This is a genomic window from Pedobacter sp. UYEF25 (genome assembly GCF_054061655.1).
Map to the genome: position 1 here is coordinate 39401 of NZ_JBSSEL010000004.1, position 25951 is coordinate 65351.

At 38.4% G+C, this 25951-nt stretch carries 15 protein-coding genes; all 15 read left to right on the forward strand.

Annotated features, from left to right (window positions below):
- Window positions 1-6 precede the first annotated feature (6 nt).
- The 15 genes from ACVWYG_RS05740 (at window position 7) to ACVWYG_RS05810 (ending at window position 25948) form a co-directional block, all read left to right on the forward strand.
- Window positions 7-1659 carry a hypothetical protein gene (locus tag ACVWYG_RS05740; protein ID WP_457269207.1) on the forward strand — a complete coding sequence of 551 codons (1653 nt, stop codon included), beginning with the start codon at window positions 7-9 and terminating at the stop codon, window positions 1657-1659.
- A gap of 376 nt (window positions 1660-2035) precedes the next feature.
- Window positions 2036-5272 (forward strand): SusC/RagA family TonB-linked outer membrane protein, encoded by a 3237-nt coding sequence (locus ACVWYG_RS05745; protein WP_457269208.1) that lies wholly within the window; start codon window positions 2036-2038, stop codon window positions 5270-5272.
- Between the two features lie 78 nt (window positions 5273-5350).
- Entirely contained in the window at window positions 5351-6985 is a 1635-nt protein-coding gene (locus tag ACVWYG_RS05750) for a RagB/SusD family nutrient uptake outer membrane protein (protein WP_457269209.1), read from the forward strand.
- Window positions 6986-7030: 45 nt separating this feature from the next.
- Entirely contained in the window at window positions 7031-7753 is a 723-nt protein-coding gene (locus tag ACVWYG_RS05755; RefSeq protein ID WP_457269210.1) for a hypothetical protein, read from the forward strand.
- A 14-nt stretch (window positions 7754-7767) separates the two neighbouring features.
- Window positions 7768-8847: a hypothetical protein gene (locus ACVWYG_RS05760; protein WP_457269211.1), complete on the forward strand. Its 1080-nt coding sequence runs from the start codon at window positions 7768-7770 to the stop codon at window positions 8845-8847.
- Window positions 8848-10594: 1747 nt separating this feature from the next.
- Window positions 10595-12580: a TonB-dependent receptor plug domain-containing protein gene (locus ACVWYG_RS05765; protein ID WP_457269212.1), complete on the forward strand. Its 1986-nt coding sequence runs from the start codon at window positions 10595-10597 to the stop codon at window positions 12578-12580.
- Between the two features lie 208 nt (window positions 12581-12788).
- The gene (locus ACVWYG_RS05770; protein WP_457269213.1) at window positions 12789-13517 is read left to right on the forward strand and encodes a hypothetical protein; all 729 of its coding nucleotides are present in this window, start codon (window positions 12789-12791) and stop codon (window positions 13515-13517) included.
- Window positions 13518-13546: 29 nt separating this feature from the next.
- Complete coding sequence (locus ACVWYG_RS05775) at window positions 13547-15178, forward strand: RagB/SusD family nutrient uptake outer membrane protein (RefSeq protein ID WP_457269214.1); 1632 nt, start codon at window positions 13547-13549, stop codon at window positions 15176-15178.
- A gap of 22 nt (window positions 15179-15200) precedes the next feature.
- Window positions 15201-15869: a hypothetical protein gene (locus tag ACVWYG_RS05780; RefSeq protein ID WP_457269215.1), complete on the forward strand. Its 669-nt coding sequence runs from the start codon at window positions 15201-15203 to the stop codon at window positions 15867-15869.
- A 3-nt stretch (window positions 15870-15872) separates the two neighbouring features.
- A complete protein-coding gene (locus ACVWYG_RS05785) occupies window positions 15873-16919 on the forward strand; it encodes a DUF5007 domain-containing protein (protein WP_457269216.1) in 1047 nt (348 codons plus the stop codon).
- Between the two features lie 30 nt (window positions 16920-16949).
- The gene (locus tag ACVWYG_RS05790) at window positions 16950-20177 is read left to right on the forward strand and encodes a SusC/RagA family TonB-linked outer membrane protein (protein WP_457269217.1); all 3228 of its coding nucleotides are present in this window, start codon (window positions 16950-16952) and stop codon (window positions 20175-20177) included.
- 18 nt (window positions 20178-20195) lie between these two features.
- Window positions 20196-21713: a RagB/SusD family nutrient uptake outer membrane protein gene (locus tag ACVWYG_RS05795; RefSeq protein WP_457269218.1), complete on the forward strand. Its 1518-nt coding sequence runs from the start codon at window positions 20196-20198 to the stop codon at window positions 21711-21713.
- Window positions 21714-21727: 14 nt separating this feature from the next.
- The gene (locus tag ACVWYG_RS05800) at window positions 21728-22474 is read left to right on the forward strand and encodes a fasciclin domain-containing protein (protein ID WP_457269219.1); all 747 of its coding nucleotides are present in this window, start codon (window positions 21728-21730) and stop codon (window positions 22472-22474) included.
- 25 nt (window positions 22475-22499) lie between these two features.
- Entirely contained in the window at window positions 22500-24191 is a 1692-nt protein-coding gene (locus ACVWYG_RS05805) for a DUF5008 domain-containing protein (RefSeq protein WP_457269220.1), read from the forward strand.
- An 8-nt stretch (window positions 24192-24199) separates the two neighbouring features.
- On the forward strand, window positions 24200-25948 hold the full coding sequence (locus ACVWYG_RS05810; protein ID WP_457269221.1) for a hypothetical protein: 1749 nt from the start codon (window positions 24200-24202) through the stop codon (window positions 25946-25948).
- The last annotated feature ends 3 nt before the right edge of the window (window positions 25949-25951 follow it).

Genomic DNA, 25951 nt, shown 5'->3' on the forward strand with positions numbered 1-25951 from the left:
TAAACCATGAAAAATTATAACCTCTCAAAACTCATAGTTGGCTTCCTAACGATCTCTTTTGCATCTCAATCTTTTCAGGTTTCTGCCCAAAATAAAAGTGATGTGCCATTAAAGCAATTACAAGAAGGATTACATGGGTATATTTCTATGAATATGCCTAAACAACAAGAAGGTTATGGTTATGGCGTAAGCTTTTACGTGAGCGCTTGGCCATTAGTAGAAAAGGCGATTGCAGATTTCCAGATCGGTCTTCCTGGTACTTGGATTGCCCCAGAAAACAGAGGTTTCGAGGATCCACTGTGCCCAGTAGGTACCTATGCGAGAGACAACTGGCCTCAAAGAGGTCCGTCTTACCGTGATGTTTTTCAAACCATAGAAGGGAGTTTAGGTTTTTGGGGAAGTACACAATTTGGTTCTACCACCGCAAAATATAGAATGAATGGTACCGCTAATTGTTACGATTCCGAAATTTCATCGCCAGGATGGGGTTTTGGAACACCAGTGGCTTTGCAAAGTGATAAAATGGGAATAGCACAACTTAGTAATCATCTAATTATACCTCCTGATGGAGTTACTTTTGTTAAAGGTACATCAGGCCAGTTAATGGGTAACGCATGGATGGCCTTGCCAATACTTCCTGCGCACGCAAAAACACCAGATCAAGCACCTACGGGAGATCAAAGCTGGACGTGCTTTTTAAATGCAACAAATTTTAAAGGTCCAATAGCTTTTTATATCCCTAGAGTTTGGAGCAGAATAGCCGATAAATATCCTACAGCAGAAGGCAGAACTTTAGATACTAGAGAAGGTGTTGTTGGCGCTGGAGCGATTGAAATAAATTCGGTACCAAAGTTCGAAAGCAAAGATAAGAATGGGGTGGTGTACACAAAAATACCAAAATTACAGTTTCCTGTAAACAAAGAAGGTGTCACAACCCTAATGCAAGACGCTACCATTTACACGAAAGACGCATTATTCAATCCATTGCAAGCTTCAATTAATGATGGCGGTAAACTTCCAACACAATTTAAGACAGATGCTGCTTTAATGCCTGAGTGTAAAACGAATCAAACAAATTATGATCAAGGACCAAACGCAACACCAATTAAAGGTGTAGATTCTTACTTTAACGAAACCATGTTAGGCAAGTCTTCTTATGGCTTAAAATGGAAAAAGACGGCGAAAAATGGTTTGGCTTATTTTCCACAATACTTTAAAAAAGAGGGAAATAATATGATTGCAGTTGATGCATCAGAAGTACCGAAAGAAACAAGATTACAAGAGCAGAATTTTAAAGCAGCGAGGGTTGGTAGACCATATACTTCTCCAAAGGTTAAAGGTAATAACTGGAATGCTCCCGGACCAACATCTGGTCCATTTAAAACAACATTAAGCGATGGATCAATCGTTACTTACAGCTGGTATAAGTTTGTAGATCAGCCCTCATTGCAAGCCTTAAAATTAACAGACGCAGAAAAGCAAGACATCCAAAAGAGAGTAGAAATGATCCATAAAGAATGGACCTCTGATAAAACTTATATGGCAGCTCCAACAAGTGGTGAACTTGCCACTTTGGATAAAGCAATAATTGTCAATCCGCCGAAAGGCCTAGAATATGGATATGTGCCGATTGTAACTAAGCAAGAGGCTTCTAAATAGAAACGATTAAAAACATATGGCTCATCTCAGGTCATGATATTTAAAAAAAGTGTAGCTCCTAACACGACACACATACAGCTCACTGGCCGCAAAGTTATTTAAATGGCTTAATTCTACCCTTATCCTAAGAGGGCTGTAATCCAATGCCTTAGAGAATTGGAAATTTCTATAGCCCAATAAATCTGATTGAGGTTTAAAGATTTTTACGTGATACATAAATTTCTCAATTAAATAAGTTAGTCATCTGTTAAAAAATGTTAAAATAGGACAAAGGATTGCCAATATAGCTCAATTCTTTCTCGTCATCCTCACGTAATTTAGCTGTAACAAAAGTGAAGGCTTTTCTATAAAGTACCAAAATCATTCTCAATTACAGATGAAAAAACCAAAACTAATATTTCTGATTTTGCTGCTGTCTGTTGCGGCAGTAGCGCAAAGGAGGGTAACGGGTACAGTAAAGGACTCGAAGACGGATTCTCCCATTCCAGGGGCAACTGTGATGTTGAAGGCAGAAAAACGAACTACCCAAACCAAATCTGATGGAAAGTTTGAAATGATGGTTCCGGCTGGGAAAGTTAGTCTACAGATCTCCTATATAGGTTATCAAGGAAAAACAATTACGATTAATGAAAGTGAAACTTCTGTTTTAGTTAGCTTGTTAGAGTCAACAAGTCAAATGAACGATGTAGTCATTATCGGAATGCAACGCCAAACCAGGCGAAATACAGTTGCCGCCATCTCGGGAATAAGCAGTAAAGATATAGAAGACAAACCCGTTGCAAGTGTAGACGTATTGCTTCAGGGGCGCGTATCCGGAATGAACGTTCAGGTTAACAGTGGTCAACCAGGTGCTACACCCACAATAGTAGTAAGGGGGAATTCGAAAGTAGGTACCAACATCGGCGATAGAGACCCGTCTTTAATTCAAGCCCAGTCGATTAGTGGTCCATTGTATGTGATAGATGGAGTGCCGATAGATCCTGCAGACATCTCAAACGTTCTCACTTACACGGGCACAAATTTTTTAGCCGGAATTAATATTAATGACATTCAAGAGGTATTAGTCCAAAAAGACGCAGCGGCAACTGCTGCTTGGGGATCTAGGGGTGCTAATGGTGTAATTTACATCACCACAAAAAAAGGCACCTCTAAAACCCCGATTTTTGATGTGGATGTGCAGAGCGGAATAACAACAAAACCTCCTTTGTTGCCCACACTTACCGGTGCTGCAGAAAGAGAAGCTAAAGTTAAATTATTAACAGAATACGCCACCCAACCCAGCCAATTGGCAAATTTGCCGCAGCTTTTAGCAGATAGCCTAAATCCATATTACAACAATGCAACCGATTGGCAGGGGCTATTTTACAGAACTGGTCAAACGAAGCAAATTAACGCCACCATGTCTGCCGCTTCGGACATTATGAATTATAGAGTAAGTATGGGTTATTATAATGAAGATGGAATTATAAAGCAAACAGGTTTTCAAAGATATTCTGTAAGAGGAAATTTCGGTTTTACAATTAATCCCAAATTTAATGCACAATTAATTCTAGGTCTTAGTAGAGCAGACAATCAATTAGGACAAAAATTTTATAGCCGACTAGATCAAGCAAATAATTTGAATGTTACCCCATTTAGTGGCAACAGGCAGCCAAGTTCGTTGTATAGATTAAATGAGTTCGACATAAATAACTATTTAGGTCAGTCTAGCAAGCTCAGAAATTTAAGTGGAGACAGTAATTACAGTGGCTCTTTAATGGCAAATTATGATATTTTGCCGGGTTTGAGATATACATTACAGGGTTCTGCGATTATCCATACCATATCCAGAGATTATTTTCGACCATCAAATATAGATGCGGTTGCATTTTCTCAAGATGCAGAGGCGTCAACCCCATCGTACGCAGAGTCTAATAGGGATTCTTACGACACCTATTTATTGGGAAACACGTTGAACTATTCAAAGCTTTTGGAAACTGGAGCAGGGCACAAGCATAATTTGAACGCCACCTTAACTCAGCAATTTAATAGTATTGTAACAAGTGGAGCTGTTTTAGGAGGTTACAACACGCCATCCAATAACATTCAAGTGGTTTCAGGTATTCCTCAGTCAGATAGATTAGGGTTCTCTACTTATCAAAAAGATGCATTATTGTCTTTTATTGGACAGTTACAATACGACTATGATGGCAAATATTTATTCTACGGGTCATATAGGGGGGATGGATCCTCTCGTTTCGGTGCAAATACTAAATGGGGTTATTTTCCTGCATTTGGAGTGGGTTGGATAGCATCTGACGAAAAGTTTATGGCTGGAATTAAAAATGTGGTAAATTTTCTAAAAGTTAGATTTAGTTATGGGGTATCAGGAACCCAAGCGGCAGATTATTATGCACCTTATAACAGCTACAATGTATCTGGTACCTACAATGGTCAGCAAGCAGTGCAACCAGATTTTAATAATGGGTTAACAAAAAACAACCTAACATGGACAAAATCGCTTCAGAAAAATTTGGGTATTGAATTAAACCTATTTAATAGTCGAATCAATATTGTTTCAGAATTTTATGATAAGTTAGATAGAGACGGCATATATAACTTTCAACTTCCTTTTTTTACAGGATATAATTCTGTTAAGTTTAATGCAAGAGATTTATGGATAGACAATCGTGGCATAGACCTGTCTATAAATACTAGAAATCTTTCTTCGCAATCTAAGCTTCAATGGGGATCAACAATAATCTTGACATTTAATAGAAACCGCATCGCTAAACTTCCAAATGAGAATCGGACGTTTGCTCAGGATGATTATTATGGCATTTCTCGTCTGTATCAGGTAGGGCAACCTATCTATGCATTATTTCAAATGCAATATGCCGGCGTGTACAATCATCAGAGTGAGATTCCCTTTAATCCAATTACAGGAAATGTCCTAACTTACTTTAAGGGTTACAATCCGATACAACCGGGCTATCCGAAATGGATAGACGCCAATGGCGATGGTGATGTTTGGAGCGGCGAGGATAATGGAGATCAGTTTGGAGATAGGGTGCCAACCGGTGATCCAAACCCCAAGTTTACAGGCGGTTTTTCAAATGACTTTACTTACAAAAACTTTTCACTTTCTATTGCCAGTGTTTTCAGTTGGAAACGAACGGTAGTCAATACGTTTTTTCAAAGCCAAATTGATAATATTTTTTACGGCGGAGGTGTTAGCCCGTTGGCGACAAATAGACTGCCAGATCTGACAGGTTTAGACTATTGGACACCAAAAAAAGCTTTAGATCCAAATTACAAAGCTAATTTCCCATCGTTAACTCCCTATGGTGGGTATTTCTATCAATTTTTTCCCTTCACCAATCAGTTCAATGTTGATGGAAGTTACTTTAAGGTTAAATATGTAACATTAAGTTATTTATTGCCAGCTAAGTTAATTGAGCGACTTAAAATAAAAAGCGCAAGTGTAAGTGCGCAAATGGCGAATATACTTACGATAAAAAATAAATTGAACACAATGCCTGACCCAGAATTGGTAGATCAATTTGGAGTTTATAGTGGCAATGTTTATCCGCAACCAAAAGTGCTTACGTTAGGGTTAAATGTGAAATTTTAACAAAGGTTTACTAGTACAATATTATTTAATTTCTGTTTATGGAAATTATGAAAATAAAAACTTAAAAGTTCCTTCGATATGAAAAAATTGATATATGTTCTTGCAATTGGGTTTATGACCATTTGTTCAGTAAGTTGCAAGAAAGCATTGAATGCCCCGCCGATAGATTCTACCTATGGATCTGAGTTTTGGACTTCGAGAGCCTCGGTAGAACAAGCAACAGCTGCGATGTACGGGCAGCTGCGGTACGGATTAAGAGGTTCTCTAGGAGCCGATCAGGGAGAGTCTTCTTATTTTGTATTTGGCGATCTTGTGGCTGGTTTATTTAAGCCGGCAGGTGGAGATACTTTTTTAGGCTACGGCTTGTCATCTACTCCTTCAGTAAGTACTAAACCTTGGAATTTTTCTTACACTCCATATTGGGAGAATGACCTGCAAAATTGGTCTAGGTTTTATAGGGTGATCGCGCAATGTAATCTAATTATGAAGAAAGTTCCCGAGATGCCTACCTCCCTTTTTCAAAGTAAAGCCCAACAAAACTCCTATGTCGCTGAGGCAAAATTCGTTCGCGCATACACTTATTTTACGCTTACCAGAATTTGGGGTGATCCTGTTTACGTAGGTGCTACTTACGATGATGTAGATTATGGAAAAATTCCTCCTGTACCACGTTCTCTAGAATCTGCCGTTTTAGACAGTTGTTTAAGAGATTTAAGATCTGCAAAATCGGCTCTTTCTTTTTCCGGAGGTGATCCAAAGCAGACTACAAGAGGAAATAGAGGAAGTGTAAGCGCATTAATGGCTCATATTTTCGCATGGAAACACAACTACGATAGTGCTCATTATTATGCACAAGAAGTAATTACAAAAGGAGGCTATAGTCTAGAGCCAATGAGCAGTTATTTGAATATTTGGAAAGGTCAGGTATCTCGAGAAAGTATTTTTGAAATGCCTATGCAGTTTAGTGCAAACGATCCGAATTTTAAAGACCGAGGTAGTTTTGCTGAAGCTACCTTTGCCGGCTTTGGAGGATTTTTAAAGGGGCCAGCTGTAGATAATGTTAGAAGTAGCTGTTGGATAGCACCAAGTGGAACATTTATTGATTTTAAAGATAAGACAGTTTCAACGCGAGACAGTTTGCCAGCAACAACTTTGTTTGACACGGTAAGAGACGAAAGAACCAAAAAGGCCCTAAAATTAATGAACGCATCTGGCGGCGATCCCAAAGGTTACATGCTTTTAAAATACAGTACCTTTAATTATCAATCTCCTGACACAAAGTCTTATCCGTACATAAGTAATAATTTAGTATTGTTTAGATTATCAGACATGTACCTTTTAGATGCCGAAGCCTTGGCATACAAAGGAGACTTGGCAGGAGCAAGAAGGAATTTAGCTTTTACCCAAGATCGGGCTGGAATAAATACTTACACGGTGCCTACAAATCCTTTTGATATGCAAGAGGAGGTAATTAAGGAAAGAGGTAGGGAGTTTATTGGAGAAGGCATTTGGTTCTATGATTTAATCCGAAATGAGAACCCACCTGCCGGCCCACATACCCATACGTGGTTAGAATTTTTAGGTTATCCAAGGGATCGAGTATCAGTAGAAAATCGCGGTTATTATTGGCCAATTGACATGAATACCTTGTTTCCGTATGATAATTTGTTAACTCAGAATCCATGGTGGAAAAACAATGCTGGAAGATACTAATTGACTTAACTTAAATCAAAATTTTAGAAACTTAACTTTTATTTCATGAAAATAAAAAAGAATTACTCAGCAAATATCATTTTGGCTTTTCTAATAATTGCAGTCTGTATTTTTTCCTGTAAAAAAGAATACATTACAGGAGGGCAACCTACTAATGTAGATAAATATAAAGAGGTGACTACCTTTGATTATTTAAAAAGCACACAACAGTTTGATACGCTAGCACAGATTATCGAGGCCGGAAATTTGCAGGCCAACATAAATGAGGCAGGAACACTTTTTGCCGTTTCAAACAGTGTAATCTTTAGTTATTTAAACCAAAGGACACTTTATCTTCAAGAAAATTTTGACGCAAACGCTAAGTTTACCTTAGATTCTTTAAAATATTATATAAAAACCAATAAGAATGGAACAAGAGACTCCCTACTGATGTATTTTATTCCTGGTGAAAAGTTAACGGCAGATAAGCTTAGTAATAACGGCAAGGTTTATCAATCTGGGTTGGCTGGTAATAAAGTGGCAGTCTCTTACGAATTCACTAAAGATGGAAATCTTGGCTACACGAATTTGGTTTCAGGAGTGCCACAAGTCGTGTATTTTACACAATTATGGAAACCCTACAATATCGATCAGGACAATACGGCAGCAGACGTTCCAAACGATGTAGGTATTCATACCTTGGTACAAAGCGCTTTCATAACTACTAAAACAGGGGTGGTAAACTCACTCAGACCTTTTAACAATCTTTTTTATTACGGGGAAAGATAATTTTAGATAAAAAAATGAAAAAATATATCATATACATCGCAACTCTAACAATGACAATGGGGTCATTCGTTTCTTGTACAAAGATTCAAGACGGTTTTATTAGTCCTACAATACAGTATTCTCCATCTTTGTTAGTTATAAAGAAAGGGCAGACAGGAGCATCGAATGGCTTAGTTCCAGATGGGTCTAGTCTGCCATTACAAGTTAGATGGGTGCATATTTACGATGCAACCGGAAAAATTGTCGATGATTTTTTTAATAAAACTTATAAAGTAGGCGTTTGGACAAAAGCGTATGATCCGAAGACGGATATAACCTTCGCCGCTATAGCTGCCAAAAGAACAATTGCTGATTTACAGCCAATTATAGTTAATCCGTCGAGTGGTGTAATTGAAGCTAATAGTGCCTCCTTTAATATTCCTACAGGAAGCTATACCATGGATATCGAGGTGAAAAACCAGGTTGGGACTCAGCTATTGAAAAATGCAATGGCATTACAATTTGTCGATGCAGCGGCCATAGAGCTAGCGCCAGAGTCTGGCGTCTTTGCTGCAGGAAGAGCTGTAGCAGGAACTTCTAAGGTAACATACTTTTTTAACGGAGATAAAAATCCTTTCGTTTCATATTCCATTAACAGAATTGGAGATGCTCCAAATACATTTTCGTTAAAATTTGTGGATAGGAATGGTGTTGCTTTCAATCCGAAAACAGGCGAAGTAATTAAAAGACCGGCAGCAGGCTTAGATCCTCAACCGCCTTTTTTGCAGAATCTGCAAGACTATGCGCCAGATACATATCAAGCGACGGATGATGCGATCAAAATAGAGTATCCACTCGTTCCATTTCCAATTGCATCTTTAGGTAATGGTTTTAACATGTATTACCATATTAAAACTACTGCCGTAAAAATCGATAGTACAAATGCCTGGACATCAAACCCAAATGGCGAATTTTATAAAGGTACTGCCGATCCCCGCTACTTAGGAACATATCTTTTAGGAGAGTTCGATTATTCAATTCGTGTTCCAATGAGGATTAAAATTCCTGGAAACTATGAATTAACGATAAAAATTCTCAATGTGGTACACAGATAATTAGAAAAATTATTTTGATCACCAACCGATTGGATGGAAATTTGCGCTTCTAGCAAAAAGAAGATTCTATGTGGCGAAAGATAGCTCCTAGCTTAGGCAGATGTCCATAGAAAAACCAAATCTAGTCCTTTAAAGTATGCCATTCAAGGTATCGTAATAACGTCATCTGCAGGTTATCAATATTGACACATGTTGGCAAAGTTATTCGATTTGACGAAAAAAGCTTGGCTTACCAATTGTGGAGAAAATTCTCTCCCATTCGCTGTCTTAATGGATCCTCAAGCAATTATTCAACTGGATAATTTGAGTATTCGCTAAATGCTTATAGCGCTGTATGCAAAAAAAAGGAGTAGCTCTTTACAGTTCATACACACCAACCGGACCGATGTTGCAGATTTTAATTAGGCAGGAGATAGTAAAAGAAAGACGTTCACTTTAAGAAAAAATTCAGCGGCAGGCTTTGCTAATTTTTCTATTGCAGAGTCCTATGGTTATTACAGTTGTAGAAAAGCGTTTTAACTGCTTAAAATCGATGGAAGTATAAGTGCCATATCTTGCTTCATAGACAGCGATAGGAAAATCGACAGAAAGACTTCACTTCTTATAGGAAATATGTTAGACTGGAAATAGGCAATGCATATTCTAGTAGATAGATCGACTACGGCGATTTACCAAAATAAATCGATTGATGCATATGATGTTCATATTGTCTCCACACAATTAGAGGGTGTAATAAAAGTGTCAGTTAAAGAAGTAGCTGAATTTGCAATTATAATAAAACTGACCTCCGATGAGCAAAATATAAAAAGGGTGAAACGATTGACATACTCGTAAAAGGCGAGGACATTCAAAACGTTAACGCTTTAACGTTTCCAAAATCTTATAATACGCAAGAATATAAATTAGACGGTAGGGGCAGGTTAAAAGTTGGGAATGTGGAAAATAGACCGACGATAGATTGCATGCTAAGCACGAAGAAGCAATGTTTCCAACTTTTGTAAATATTGGGATAAAGGAAGTTTTTAATGGCAATCAAAATCTCTTTAATAGTAAACAAAAGGCGAAGCTACACATCACCTTAGTTTAAAAGCTACAAATGATATCTTGCTTAACACCGGATTAAACTTCCTAAACATTTGAACTAGAAAGAACTTTAGTTATTTTTTAGGTAACATACTCTTTTTTCTAAAAGATTGAGAAAATACTGTTTCCAATGTCTGTGGTGTTACAAATCTATGTTTTACTAAGTGAGCAGTTAAAATTTTAAAGGATGTCTGATTTGAAGCCACTTATAGCAAATTTATTCTTGATAATTTTAAACCAAGAAAAACTCGTCGTAAAGCATCAGTATCGAGTTAATTTACGCAAGAACAGTTTATTACGATCGACTACTTGCTCGTTTTATAAAAATGTTTACGTAAACATATTTGATTTTAATTTTTAAATGCTATCTTGTGCTAATAACTAAATGTGTTTTAAAAAAGGGGTCGAAAATAAAAATTTGACTATCAATTAGGACATTGCCAAAACTCAAACCAAACGACTATGATGCAAATTTACTACTCCCTACTACCGAAATTTTTAAACCTTACCGTCCAATACCTAACCTAGCCCGCTCTGGATTAAATTAGGGTATTTCTTTAAGATCAATTATTAATAATTTTCAAAAATGGTTAAAAATTCTATAAAGGTTTTTTTTGTGTCATTGCTATGTCTATTAATTAGCGTTTGCGCCCACAGTAAGTGTGTGCATATACGCTATGCTTCCTATAGGGATGTGGTTCCTTACCAAGACACTTTGAAACGTCCATCGGTAACAGACACAATCAAAATAGATACGATTGGGCGGATGGTTCGTGCATTGCAAAATTATAGATCGGTGCGAGATACAATCAATATCAAAACATCAGCTCAAATTCCTAACCTATCACTACAGCAAATTATTAAAGGGAATCTTGCTGGCGTGTATGTACAAGAAACAACTGGAGAGCCAGGTACCGAGCAGAGTTTAATTATTAGAGGGCCTTCTGGTTTGATGTTCAATAAAAAGGACTTTACCGCTTTGCAGCCCGTGGTTTATTTAAATGGTGTTCCGTTAGCGCAAGACAATGCATTCGCGTATGACGTTCAACAATACGATTACAATAGAATTGGGCCGGCAAATAACTTATTGTCTCAAGTAAATATTGATGATATTGAGTCTATTAGTGTTGTTAAAGATCCTGTAGCCTTGGCTAAACTAGGACCTAATGCGGTAAACGGAGCTATATATATAACTACCAAGCAGGCCAAAAGTGGCGCAAGAAGTATTGGCGTAAATTCGTATTTCGGGTTTGTAACGCCCCCAAGTGTTTATACCACAAATGGATCTTTTGAAAACGATTTTAGGGCCCCATTTTATCAGAAGTACGCAACAGCAGAAAATAAAGCAAATTATCCTACTTTTTTATCAGATAAAACCAATAGCGACTATTTTGGATCTTCTAACTGGAATGACCTCTATTACGAAGCCGCACCGTCTTACAATGTAAATTTGGGCATTTCAGGCGGTACAGAGCGTGCTAATTTTCGTTTTTTCGGCGGCGGAACTAAAAATGCCGGAACTGCAGACAATACTGGGTTTGATAAATACAACCTTTCTGTCTCGGTAAATATGGCTCCATTTAAATGGTTAACTGTCTCTACCATTGTAAGTACCGCCAGGTTAGATAGAGACAGAAATAGAAGTCTAAGAGATCGCTTCGCGGAAGCGCGTTACATTCCTGATTTGCGTGTGCCTATTTCACCTAATACATCTAATTATTCAAATTATTTAAAAGAAGTAGGAAAGAGCTCCGATCTAAATAGATCTACCGTATTAAATGGAAATCTAACGGTTGCTGCCAATTTGGGTAGGTTAAAGCTCAGTTCTTCTTTCATTGTTGATTATTCTGAAGGAGTTCGTGATTATTTCGTGCCCTCAACATTAATGGCAGGGTCTAGTTTTGTATCTACGTATTTTGGCTATAATCAGCGTCTTTTAATAAGTAATGTAGCGAGTTACGATTTTGATTTGAAGAATAGCAACCACCACTTAACAGCCCAGGTTGGTCAACAATTTCAAGGCGATAATTATAAATACAATTACACTAGAGGTTATAATGGGCCAAACGACTTTATCAAGATTATCCAAGTTTTAGGAAACGTGTACAATAACGATGGTAGTGTTAATACCGGTTACTTAAATTCTTATCCAAATTTTTATGCCTTTAGGTTTTTAGACAATCTGGAGAGCAATTTGTTCTCGGTCTATGGCAGTGCAAACTATAAATACAAAAACTTATTTGATTTTGATGCAATAGTACGTAGAGATGGAACTTCAAACGGACAACCAGATAGCCGTTGGGTTACAACTCCAGCGTTTAGTGCAGCTTGGCATTTAGGAAATCAGTTTTTATCTTCCAACAACACCTTACAAACTTTGGATTTGAGCGCTGGCTGGGGACGTACTGTTCGTGCGTTTTTAGATGACCGATTTGCCGCCGGACCACAATTCCGATCAGAAGGTGGTTGGCCGTCAGAACCAACAGTAGCAGGTTATGCGTCCATTGTTACTGCAAATAGACCCTATTCTAGTGGATATGTAGGATATGGGCTTCCTTTGCCATATGCAGACCGTACAAACATTACGCTCTCCTCCACACTATTAGATGGAAGATTGAGTTTGGCATTGACTGCAATACAACAGAGATGATAGGCAGCAGGTAGTTAACGCGCCTGTACCACAAGAACTTGGTTATACCAATTCCTATCGGTCAGGTCTAGCTGTTAACAATAAAGGTCTAGAGCTGTTAACAAATGCAAATGTAATTAAAGCCAAAAGTGGCTTAAACTGGGTTACCGGACTAAATCTAGCTTTTAATCAAAACAAAGTTACCGCGCTGCCAGACGGTTTAAACGAATTGGTTTATCAGGGCAATAAAATTCAAGTTGGTAAATCTGTAGGAAGTTATTGGCTATATTCAAATGTTGGTATATACGATACGGATGCGCAAATTCCTTCTAATCCATCAAACGGACAAAAAACAACTTTTAAAGGAATTGCGCTCCAAGCTGGAGATCCAAGGTGGGTGGATTATAACAACGATTATCGAATTGATGAAAATGATAAGGTTATAACGGGTGATCGACTTCCAAAATTAACCGGAGGGTGGAACAATACCGTTAGCTACAAGAATTTTGACTTAAATGTTAATGTTTTTTTTGCCGTCGGACAGAAAGCCATTAATCAATTTGATGCGAGTCGTTACGATTTTATAAACAGAGAAGCAGCAAATGATATATCTGCCGTTAGAGAGATTTCCTCCTGGCAAGCCTTCGATAACGCTAAAGATTATCCAATATACAATCCTTTTAGTTCAGCAGTTCCATACAGACAAGATCAAGATTTGTTTTTGGAGGATGCCTCATATGCCAAATTAAGGTCTCTAACGTTGGGTTACAATTTCACTAAAGTATTTACGAAAGTGGGTGTAAAGCGTGCTTATCTATATGGTACCGCAATGAATTTATTAACAATAACAAAGTTTTCGGGAGTAGATCCAGAATTGGTAGGCTTTAACGGGATTTACGACGGGGCGAATATGGTTATTCCAAGAACGTTTGTGCTCGGTTTTAAATTGGATTTATAGATATAAGGAATATTATGATTTATAAGAATATGTATAATAATCAATTTGCCAAAACCAGTGTAGCTGTAGCAATATTATTAGCTGGGATATTGGGCTTTTCTTGTAAAAAGATAGACAACGTTCAGTCAGCACATTTACAAACTGAAGTGCAAAACTGGAAGACCACGGCAGATGGTAGAACAAATTTATTCGGTGCGTACGGGTTGATGAGGTCGGCGCTCGCATCAGACAATACACAGTGGCTAATGGGTGATTTAAGAAAAGGAGATTTTATTTCGACAGGTAGACAGGATTTAAACGCAATTATCGAGGGGCGTTTGAATGCTTCTTACCCAATCATCAACCGACTTTCTAATTGGAGAAGGTTCTATGCGGTAATCAATGCGTGCAGTATTTTCATAGAGCGTTCTGGCGAAATTATAGCCAACGATGCAAGGTATACAAAATTGAATAATCAGGTAGATATTGCACAAGCTAAAACACTCCGTGCACTGGCATATTTTTATTTAGTGCGTACGTGGGGAGATGTTCCGTTGCTCATATCATCAAACGATGGCGAATTTATAAAAGTGCCGCGAACTTCTCAAAGCAGAGTGCTTTCTTTTTGTAAATCAGATTTAATGGATGCTGCGCAAGTGCTACCTTTTAGGTATGGAGATACAGATGCAATCTTACCTGGACTATACTACGGCGCTGATTTAGCACAATGGCAAGGTGCGGCTTTTACAAGAATATCTGCCTATTCTTTGTTAGCTCATGTTGCCGCTTGGGAGCAGAATTATATAGATTGTGAAGTTTACACCAAATTTGTTATCGACAACTATCCAAAATTAGGAAACGGCGGCTATGGTACCATTCGCTATCTTGGTATAAACGAACTCACTGCAACTTTTCCTGATGGTGATTCTGAAGAGGTGAACCCTTTCGTTTACCAAAGACAAACAAATTTAATCGGTTTTTCTTTTGAGTATGGAGCCAACAGTGCAACAACTACTGGCCATATAGAGGAACTGACTTTAGCACAGCCTATTATTCCAAAAACAAAACCAGAAATTTTTATACCAAAGGACAGTATCAGAACTATATTTACAGACCCTAGAGATTTGAGGTTTAGTGTAGATTCTGTAGCTACGATAGACGCACAGAGAAATGATAAGTTAGCGCTCGTCTATCAGCCGTATTATTTCACAAGTTTCTCTTCAGAAAGACCAATTTTTAGTAAAATTAGATCCGTCGGTGCATCAAAAGCGAGTGATAATTTCTTGATGTATTCCTCTTCCATAGTATTTACAAGGTTAGAAGAAATTACGTTGTTGCGTGCGGAAGCCCTAGCAGTATTAGGCCAACGTAGCGATGCAATAAATGCGCTAAACCGTGCAGCGCAATTGCGAGGAACTGCGCCGTTCTTAGAATCATCTACTAAAGATGTATTAACAGCAATTTTTGCTGAACGTAGACGCGAATTGATGGGTGAAGGTTGGAGATGGTATGACATTATTCGATACAACAGAATCAAAAAACCTTCTGGGCCCTTCATGTACAAACAAGGCGTTCCTCTAACATTTGCCCAGGCACAATCTGCTGGCGCAATTTACTGGCCTGTTTCGCAAGATGTTATCACTGCTAATCCATCTATTACGCAAAATGCTTTTTGGCAATAAGTTTAACATCAATCATATGAAAATGAGGAAAAACAAATATATTTTAGTACTGCCAATGTTGCTCCTAGTAACTTTCAGCATACTGTCTTGTAGTAAAGAATCTCCCTTCTACAACAAGAAGAATGAGCTACAACAATTTAATGGCAACGCAATCGACTATTTACGTGCTCAAACACCTACTTATGATTCCTTATTAAAGGTGTTAGATAGGTTGCCAGATTTAAAAGATACGTTGCAGAACCAGCAAGTAACCTTGTTTGCAGCAACCAATGAAAACTTTATCGCTGCGTTAAAAAGCTTAAATTTTTATCGGCAACAACAGGGCAAACAACTTCTTAATTTAACCAATGTAAATCTGGCTGAGCTTGATACCATGACCTGTAAGTATATTGTGAAAAAGCAATACTTAACAGATGACTTTAAAACTTTTTTAGACGGAATTTATGTAAGCAGCGTAAAAGTAGGCGAACAGATGCACATAGAATACAATAAAGAAAATGCGTCTGGGTATGTAGGCGGTGGAGCTCAAGTGGTAAAATATTCTGATACTAAAAGTGGATTCGTAAGAGCTTATTGGGATCGTACCGAAACGGCAGCGGTGAATATCAGGACAAGTAACGCCGTTATTTATGTGCTCAACCCCTTACATAACTTTGGCTTCAACGAGTTTACCACCCGATTAAACAAATAACCAATGTATAAATTTGATTTAAATAACGTGAAGAAATTTTATTTGTTTTTGGCTTTCGCCCTTACGCTATATGGTTGTAAAAAGAATCTACCAGATGATAGATTGTCCTTAGGTCTTGATTCTCGATTTACACAAAATATTTATCAACCAGTTTTAGGTAGAACAACAGTTTTTACGGGAAATTTTAACATTGCAAGTTCCTCCGTTCCGCTCGATTTTAAAATCGTTAATATGAGGAGATTTAGCGGAGAAGATGCGCCGGAGTTAAGAGATTTTTTTCCTATAAAAGTTTGGAAACAGTCTTATGATGGTACAGAAACTTCATTGGCAGATATTGAAGCTAAGCGAACGACTGAGAATCATCAGTTATTTGAAATTCGTCAGCACTCAGGCCAATTTGTAATGTGGGCGGGAGCCAAAAGCAGTTTTGTAAAAGCACAACCAGATTCTGGGTATGTATTCGATGTAGAAATGTCTAACTCTGGTGGAAGAAAATATTTTCAAAATTTCAAGTTAACTCCTTTTAGAGAGCGTCCGGTAGAACCATCTACACTAGATGCTACCACTGGCCAAGCAACCACTACCACTGTTCCTGCGGCTGTCGTATCTAACATTCGTGGAAAAAGAACGAACAGGTTCTTAAATAGCGGCGACGTTCGAGTATTGTTTAAGCTTAAGCCCGAAGGTGCGGTTGGCAATACAGGTCATAGTATCACATTTCGATTTGTGGACACTTTATTTAATGCGATAGATCCGAACAAGTTTGCCAAAACTAAATGGAATGAGGTTGTGCACGGTTTTAATATGGTTAAAACAGCTACAGAAGTCACCTATCAAGCTGCCTACCCGATCCCGTTAACAAAATTCCCTACCAAATATACCACTTTAGGGGGCGACCAGGCAACATCACTTTTTAGATTTGATAGAATTGGAGCAGGTAATTCTTTGCAGTCAGCCATTTTGGGTATGAATTATAATATTTATCAGGAGGGGGATTGGGAAGTGATTTTTTGGTTCACTACCGAGCTACCTAAATTCGAGAACGATTAATGAAAACGAGATTTTTAAAGGAATTAAGATATGTTTAAGATGAAATATTTTTATGTAATCGTTACCCTTTTGGTGTGTGGTTTTTACCAGACCTCTTCAGCCCAAAGCATTGTGGTTACTGGAAAGGTGTTTGACGGCAGCACCGCAAAAAAAGAAACCGTTCCGGGAGTAACTATCAGGCAAAACAAACCAGGGAACGAGGGCTACTTAGGTCAAACGGATTCTAAGGGTAACTTCCGTATAACGGTGGATGCGAATGCTGAAATAAGTTTTTCGTTTGTAGGACTCCTTTCCCAAACGATAAAGGTTGCAGGTCGCAAAACCATTAATGTTACTTTACAAGTGGATTCTAAGAGTTTAAAAGATGTAGAAATTAAAACGCAAGGTTATATTTCGAAAACTAGAACGCTATCTACAGGTTCCTCTATCACAATTTCTGGAGAAGATATACAAGGCGCACCCACCGGAGACGTAATATCCTTATTACAAGGGAGGGTAGCGGGTCTTAATGTTCAGAACAATACGGGTGCCCCAGGATTTCGTGGCAATGTCTCTGTCAGAGGACTTTCTAACATCAATACAAGTGGTGCTGGGAACAATGCTTTTTTAACGCCTACTGCACCATTATATGTAATTGATGGTATTCCGGTTGATGACAACGCTACTTTTTCTTACGGCTTTCAACAAGCAGGACCTGGTGTCTCTCCAGCTTCGCAAATTCCTGCCGAAGATATTGACAACATTCAGGTTTTAAAAGATGCCGCTGCCACGGCATTATATGGTTCAAGGGGTGCGTATGGTGTAATTTTAATCACCACCAAACGCGGTAATTCTAAAGTTCCAATAGTACGCTATAACGGTTCTGGTTTTTTAAGCACAGTACCTCAGTTACGGTCTGTAATTGGCGGTAAAGAGGAAAGATTAACACGTATCAATCAAATTTTGGGTAATGATACCTCTGCAAATCATGCGCTTAACGCGATAAATGGGATTGATTTTCTTTCGGATAGTTTAAATGCTTACTATAACAACTCTACGAATTGGCAGTCTTATTTTTACCGACCAACCTATAATCAGAATCATAATTTAAGTATTTCTGGTGGCGATATCGCATTTAACTATAAGGTTGCATTGGGCGGTTTCAACGAATCTGGTGTTCAACAAAACACCGGTTACTCTCGCTATAACATCAATACAACGATGACTTATTTTCCAAGTCGAAAATTTAAGTTGATTGGCCAGTTAAATAATTCTATACAGCAGCAAAAATTGGGTAGTGGAACTGGTTTAACAAATACGGGAGTTGCTAGTGGAGGGTCAGCATCTTCATTATTGCCATCTCCCTCTTTATATTCTGCCTCAAATGAAGTGTTAGGCGCTTTGGAGACAAAAAACAGCAATAAGACCTTAAATACCTTTGCCGTTCTACAGTTGGATTACGAGATAATTCCCAATTTAAAAGCCAGTACTGTCTTAAACTATACCAATATAACCGGTACAAAGGATACATACACGCCTGCTGCAATTAACGGCAACTCTAGTGCTGCTCCTGCAGTAAAGAGCAACGATTTTGGTAATTATTATGCATATAATGATCGTTCTACTAAGTTGTATAATAGAACTAGCTTAAACTATAATTATTCAATCGATGATAATGAAGGCGAAGCGGCACATAACTTTAACATATTCGCATTCACAGAAATTAATAGCTCTAACTTTAAAGCAGATGTAATTAATAACTCGCGCGTCGCTAACGACTTCATTCTAGGACCTGTAACTGCTGTTCCCAGCTTCGATCTCAGCTTAGGTGGTACATTAGATAATTTTACTGATTTTCGATCGGTTGCTTTTGCCGGTCAATTTTCTTACAACTTTAAACAAAGATATGTTTTAGATTTTAACTATCGTACAGATGGAAGTTCAGTGAATGGGCCTTTGGCAGGTTATACAAAGAATCCATCACTCTCTATAAAATGGAACATTGATAGAGAAGAATTTGCAGATAAGTATAAAAGCTGGTTAGATTATGCAAGTCTTCGTGGTAGCTATGGTAGCAATATTGCTCCGAATGGGACTATTTATGATGTTTACGGTAAATATACCGGAGGCATTGCATACCAGTATAATAACCATCCAGGTATTGTTCTCCAAACAGATCGGTTACCAAATCTAAGTTTACAGCCTACCAAGAATACGACCTTAAATGGTGGTGTAGATTTAAGTTTATTGGGTGGGAAATTTGGGGTAAATGTGGATACCTATTATAAGCAGGTAACACAGATTTTTAGACAGAAAAACATTGCGAACATTAACTCATTTGGGTCAGTAACCTCGGTAGAAACTGCTAATGTTAACTACGGATGGGAATTCCAATTAAACTCTAGGCCATTGAGTCAAACTAGCCCATTCAAATTAAACGTTTATGGCTCGATCGCAATCAACAAGGAGATTTTGGCTGCTCTGCCGGACGGTGTCAGACAATTAATTGACGCCGATAGCCAAACTGGGCAAGACATCTACAGGAGGTTGGGTATAAATTCTTTGTCTAACTATTTGTATAATAACAAAGGTGTTTATGCAACTAACAATGATGTGCCCGTAGATCCTGCAACGGGCTTGAGGTATCGTACAGGTGGCACAGGAGTCAATAATTATTTTAGAGCAGGAGATCCGGTCTTTACAGATTTGAACGGAGATTTTTTATTGGATACCTACGATAGGGTAGTTGCAGGAAACTCACAGCCTCAAATAACAGGAGGTTTGGGAGCGCTCATTTCTTACAAAAACTTCAGTTTCGAAGTAAATACATCATTTACTTTAGTAAGAGATATCTTAAATAATGCATTAGCAGCCCAGTTCCAGAATTTCAATAACCCTTACTCATTAAGCAACATGGTGCCACTTTCCGAATATAACTACTGGCGTAACGCCGGTTATGCGGGCGCAACTTACGCTAATCCATTTGACTATACACGTGCTTCAATTGTCGACCCATATCGCTATGCACAAACACTTTTTCAAGAAGATGGGACTTATTTTAAAATCAACTCTGTGAAGCTTTATTATAACTTTAATCAAAGTTTCACACAAAAAATAGGGATCAATCGGGTCAGTTCATACATTACTGTTCAAAATTTAGGATTTCTTACAAATTACTCAGGGCCAAATCCAGAGGCCGTAACAGCTTTGGGAAGAGATAGTTCTGGAGGTTATCCAATTAGTAAGCAATTCGCTTTAGGTTTAAATATCGAGTTCTAACAGGAAATATAAAGAGATATGAAAAAAATTACATTTATACTTTTAGTAGGCATGGTTTTTACAAGTTTATCCGGTTGTAAAAAATTCCTAAATGTTACGCCTATCGATAATTTATCTGGCAATAACTATTGGAAGTCTACAGATGATGTAGAAGGCTATGCCAACGGATTGTACGCTAGGTTACGTACAAAATTTACAGGCACTGGGAACTTTTCGTTTAATGCTGCAGATTTGAGGTGTTCCCCGGCCACGGTACAAGGCGGAGTAACCGGAATGACTGCCTTTATTCGAAATGACGTCACGGCTGCAAATAACGACTCTTTTTATCTACCATATATTTTTGGAAACATTAATAAATGGCAAGTTTGGTACGATGTCATTCAAGGTGCTAACATCATGTATAAGGAAGTTGGCGATATGGATCCTGCAGTAATTAGCGATGCAAAAAGAAAAACGTATCAGGCAGAGGCGGTTTTCTTACGCAACTTATGCTATTTCTTCATGGTGAGACTGTATGGTGATGTGCCCTATTATACTGAAGCGTATCACGAAAAAGCATTACCCAGAATGGATCAAGTCCTGGTAATGAAAAGTTGCATCGCTGATATGATGGCAGTTAGAGAAGATTTACCAGTAAGATATGATGATCAAGGTAAGAATGGCAATAGGGCAATGAGGGGAGGAGCCATTGGATTGTTGATGCATATGAATCAGTGGGCAGCCTCGTTCGACAAAGGAAACGAAAGACCTTATTATGAAGCTACCGTTTCATTAGGCAACGAACTCGCTACCTATTCACAATACAGTCTAGTGCGTCCGCTTAACGTACAGAATAATAAGAAGCTTTTTAAAGGTGGAACAAACGAAGTTTTATTTGAGTTTATATCTAACGTAAACTATGGAGAGGGGTCAAACTCTTTAACGTATTCGTCCGATTTCTTTTCTCACTATCCTTACAAGGGTAGTCCAACCAAAACAGAAAGTAATGGTTACTATGCTGCAGATTTTATGAAAAAATTGTTTCCGCTAAGCGAACCTGATTTAAGGAGAGACGTTTGGTTAGAAACCTATGATCTAGGTACGTATGCCTTCCAACTAAAAAAATACACTAATACTTACATCAGTGGTACAGATTTCGGTGTCTTTAATGATGATAATGTGGTGGTATTTAGGTTAGCAGACATGTTATTGTTAGCAGCCGAGGCCGCAAACGATTTAGGTAATGATGCCACTGCAATTAGTTATGTAAACCAAGTACGTGATAGAGCTGGCAAATCGCCGCTAGGGTCTACTGGCGAAACTTTAGCCTACGATATTTATTTAGAGCGTACACGAGAGCTTTTTTGCGAAGGTCAATATTATTACGACTTGGTAAGGACAAGACGGATTTTGCCGGGAGAAGGCTCCAGCAGTCAAATCGCTCCTGGGAGTACCATTTCACCTAGTGACTTTAACAATGGCGCTTGGACTTGGTCGATAGATGCCTCCGCGCTAGCGAACAATCCCTTTATGACATTGAATAATTATTGGAGATAACTAAAATATTTGTAATGCAAAAAATAACTATAGTGTTTTTAGTGGTATTGATGACCGCAAGCTTCTTCTCTTGTAAAAAGAAATACTTTTTCGATACAGGTGTACACGTTGCTAAATACGACGGCAGCATCTTACAATATTTAAAAAGTAATAAAGTAATGTTCGATACCACAGTACAGGTAATAGATTTGGCTGGGATGACCGAAATCTTAGACAAGGAAAATGTAACCTTCTTTGCGCCTACAAGTTCGTCTATCGCGAAATCTGTGTTGTATTTAAATGAGTTTTTAAGTGCGAATGGCCAAGATACTGTAAAGGATTATCGCCAGATAAAGCGAGCAGTTTGGAGAAAAATTTTGGCTCAATACATTTTTAAGGGCACAAACAAGTTAAAAGATTACCCGCAGCTAGATACTTTGGCCTATACTGCCTATCCTGGGCAGGCGTACACTTCGTTTGATGGACAAATTATGAATATCGGTGTGATCTACAATGATGCCGGTGGCGTAAAGTACACGGGCTATCGCCAATTGTATTTATCATACATTCAAGATCGTACGCAGCCAAATCAAAGTTTGATAAATGTACCTGTGGCAACTTCAGACATCCAGCCTACCAATGGGATAATACATGTGCTTCGGCAGGCACAGCTTAGTGGCGACCCTCTCGGAAGTTTGGTTATAAATAAACACGATTTTGGGTTTTCAAAACCATTGTTCGTCAGAGAAGTATTGGCAGCCGGAATAGATCCGGCACCATAGTTTAAGTTCAAAAAATTAAATTTAAATGATGATATCTTCTTTAAAGTCAAATAGATGGCACCTTCAATGCTTAATTGCTTTGGTAATTACAGTGACATTCGGTGCATGCCAAAAAAACGAGGTAAATTTTAAAAACCCTTACGATGGCGGTAAAGCTCCATTAGGAGTTGAATTTATTTCTAAAGCTCCTATACCATCTATTGCCAGCCCTGGCGATGTGGTAGAATTGAAGGTTAATGGCTTAAAAAAATACCAAGGTAAATTTAAGTTTTACGTAAATGAGCTAGAGGCAGAAGTGGTTGCGCTAACAAACGAAATGATCAGCTTTCGTGTGCCAAAGAATGCAAGTACAGGCGGTTTATGGATTACGTTGAATGACGGTACCCCATCCTTAGATAATCAAACTTATTTCGGGCCCGGTTTACAAATTGGTGGGAAAGTTAATGTAGATAAAACCTTTGCAGTAGTAAACGGATCTAATGCACCTATATTTGATAGTTTTAGGTTACCTTCTGGGAATTTCTTGCTAGGTGGTGCATTTAATGATTATGAAAAAACAAGTACGCCCGCATTACCTCTAGGTAGAATTGTACAGGTAAATACGCTTGGTACGATTGATAAGTCATTAAATTTCGGTTTTGGAGTAAATGGATTAATCACCTCGATGACTCGCATTAATTCAGGCAGTCAAACAGGCAAATTTTTAATTGGAGGAGTTTTTAGTAGCTTCAATTCAAGGCGTAATAATAGACAGAATATAAATAACATAACCCGATTAAACGTCGACGGCACCTTAGACACAAGTTTTGTAGATGTAATTAACCTAACACAAAACGATCCTACCAAGAATAAAGATACCATACCAACCTTTAACGGTGGCGTAAGTAATTTTTCTGGTAGTTCTACAGGTTTATTGATAAAACGTGTATTTAGCCTTGGAGATCAGGTATATGTAGTTGGAAATTTCGATAGCTATTTAAGAGCTTTTTACGAACGTTCAACCACTGATATTAAGGTGTACGACAATACGCAAATGAAACAGGTTGTTCGGATGGATGCTGATGGGGCTATGGATTCGACCTACAGGTTTAATCTTGCCACCAAAACATCTCCAGCATCAGGTAATGGAGCAATTAATGACGCAATTCAACTTTCTGATGGAAGTTTAGTGTTGGTAGGCAGCTTTACTAGTTTTGATGGGGTTTCAAAAAATAGAATCGTACGTTTAGATCCAGATGGAAAAATAGATCAAACATTTGCTGCGGGAGCAGGGGCTAATAATGTCATCACTTCAATTGGATATAATACAACCACTAATAAAATAATAATATCTGGGTCTTTCAGTTCCTTCAATGGGTTGCCTTTAGCAGGTGTTGCGCTATTAAATGTTGATGGCTCATTAAGCGCTGGCTTTACATTTTCTGCGCTGAGTGGAGGATTTCCAACTTTTGCTCATCAATTAAACAGTGGTAAAATTATAGTTGCCGGCGCATTTAATCGCTACAATGGGGTGCTCAGACAGGGATTTATGGTCATAAACCCAGATGGAGAATTGGCAGAGGGCTATAACAACACGGGGGTATTTATAGGTCAGATATATGACATGCTAGAAGTAACGTCTGACGAGGGTAATCCCGCCGCAATTTTGGTAGGGGATATTATTCGTTTCAACAACAACGCTACGAATAATATTTTAAAGGTTGAATTTCAAAAATAATGAGAATTATGTATAGAGATAATAAAAGTATTAATGGCACTAGCATATTAAAAAGCGCTTTACTAGTTGTTTTATGTTGTGCTGTGGCAATGGCTCTTCCATCTTGTAACAAAGATTTTGAAGGCGTATTGCACAAAGACTATAACAACGATAGCTTAGCCGTTAGTGCCGGCAAAAAGAAGGTATTGTACATTATTTTAGATGGTGTTCGTGGATCGGTTTTGTCAACCATGAAGCCAGATAATATTGTTAAAATCAATAAGAACGCAACCTATTCGTTTAATGCTTTAAATGATAGTACTTCCATTACGCCAACCAACGCTGGCAGTTGGACAGATATGATAACAGGTGTTCCTGTTACTGCTCACAAAGTTTTATCAAACGATTTTGCCGGTAATAAAATTGCAGAGTTTCCATCAATTTTCACACGGCTAAAGCAAGTGAGTCCATATTTGAAGACAGTTTCATTTGCAGCAAGTGCTAGTTTTGACTCCAAGCTGGCGATTGACGCGTCGGAACATACGGTATTTAGCGCTGATGCAGAAGTGCAAACCGCTTTAAAAGGTAAAATTGGAAGTAACGATGCAGATTTAATTGTAGCGGAATTTAATAGTGCTGATGTTGCCGGCAACAATGGCGGGTACAATGTTGCCAATACCTCCTACACTGCTGCAATAACTGTTTTGGATGGTTACCTTGGTGAGGCGATCGCTGCAATTAAAATGCGTCCTAGTTATGCCGATGAAAGTTGGCTCGTAGTTATCGCCTCTAATAAAGGCGGGGTAGATCCAACCGCACCTACAGGGGATGCCACCTTATTTGGAGACCCTAGCAAAAACACCTATGTAGCGCTCTATAATCCTGCTTTCGATACAAAAGCCTATGGCAAACCTAATACTACCGAAATTGCTTACACAGGTAAATCTCCTAGATTTCAGTCGACCGGTAGCGCCAGTGTTCAAGGCGCATTATCTAACACTGACGTGGGTAACTTTGGTGCAAGTGGTGATTATACGTTGATGTTTAAGTTTAGAAACGACTACGACCAGGCAAGTTATTACCCGATGTTTTTTGCAAAAAGAGATGCTTTCAATTCTGTTTCATCGACAGGGTGGGGGTTTTTAAATGGCGGAAATTCTTCACAGTTAGATTGGAGCGGAACCCCCAGACAAGGTTTTGGAATAGACATAAGGGATGCACAGTGGCATACGGCGGCATTTACGATCAGCGTGATAGGAGGACAAAGGACGCTCACTTTATATGTAGATGCTGTAAAAAGGGTTTCAAACTCTATTTCGAGAAATCCAGACAACGCGATTCCTCTTAGAATCGGAGCTGATGCTGGTGGAGGAAGCGATCAAGCAAATTTCTTGCTTACAGATTTAGCCATTTTTAACGTTGCTATTCCAGAAACCGATGTGGTTACTTACATGAAACGCGAAATCAATAAAAGCAATCCATATTTTGATAATTTATTGGGATGGTGGCCCTGTAACGAGGGAACTGGTTTTGTGTTGAAAGATCGTTCTGGTAAAGGCAATGATTTTACGCTTACTGCCAATGCCACATGGGCATCGTTTAACGATCTTTCGCCAAACATCAATCCTTCAATTAGCGGAGTTGCTTATCGTACGGTACCAAATGGCGTAGATTTGCCTTTTACAATATACAATTGGTTTAGCGTATTGCCTCCAACAAGCTGGGGTTTATCAGGCAGGTCTTTTTCTCCTAATTACTTAAGTCTTTCTACTAACTAACTA

Coding starts and splice junctions, on each gene's coding strand:
- ACVWYG_RS05740 (WP_457269207.1), top strand. CDS start 7: ATGAAAAATTATAACCTCTCAAAACTCATAGTTGGCTTCCTAACGATC.
- ACVWYG_RS05745 (WP_457269208.1), top strand. CDS start 2,036: ATGAAAAAACCAAAACTAATATTTCTGATTTTGCTGCTGTCTGTTGCG.
- ACVWYG_RS05750 (WP_457269209.1), top strand. CDS start 5,351: ATGAAAAAATTGATATATGTTCTTGCAATTGGGTTTATGACCATTTGT.
- ACVWYG_RS05755 (WP_457269210.1), top strand. CDS start 7,031: ATGAAAATAAAAAAGAATTACTCAGCAAATATCATTTTGGCTTTTCTA.
- ACVWYG_RS05760 (WP_457269211.1), top strand. CDS start 7,768: ATGAAAAAATATATCATATACATCGCAACTCTAACAATGACAATGGGG.
- ACVWYG_RS05775 (WP_457269214.1), top strand. CDS start 13,547: ATGTATAATAATCAATTTGCCAAAACCAGTGTAGCTGTAGCAATATTA.
- ACVWYG_RS05780 (WP_457269215.1), top strand. CDS start 15,201: ATGAGGAAAAACAAATATATTTTAGTACTGCCAATGTTGCTCCTAGTA.
- ACVWYG_RS05785 (WP_457269216.1), top strand. CDS start 15,873: ATGTATAAATTTGATTTAAATAACGTGAAGAAATTTTATTTGTTTTTG.
- ACVWYG_RS05790 (WP_457269217.1), top strand. CDS start 16,950: ATGTTTAAGATGAAATATTTTTATGTAATCGTTACCCTTTTGGTGTGT.
- ACVWYG_RS05795 (WP_457269218.1), top strand. CDS start 20,196: ATGAAAAAAATTACATTTATACTTTTAGTAGGCATGGTTTTTACAAGT.
- ACVWYG_RS05800 (WP_457269219.1), top strand. CDS start 21,728: ATGCAAAAAATAACTATAGTGTTTTTAGTGGTATTGATGACCGCAAGC.
- ACVWYG_RS05805 (WP_457269220.1), top strand. CDS start 22,500: ATGATGATATCTTCTTTAAAGTCAAATAGATGGCACCTTCAATGCTTA.
- ACVWYG_RS05810 (WP_457269221.1), top strand. CDS start 24,200: ATGTATAGAGATAATAAAAGTATTAATGGCACTAGCATATTAAAAAGC.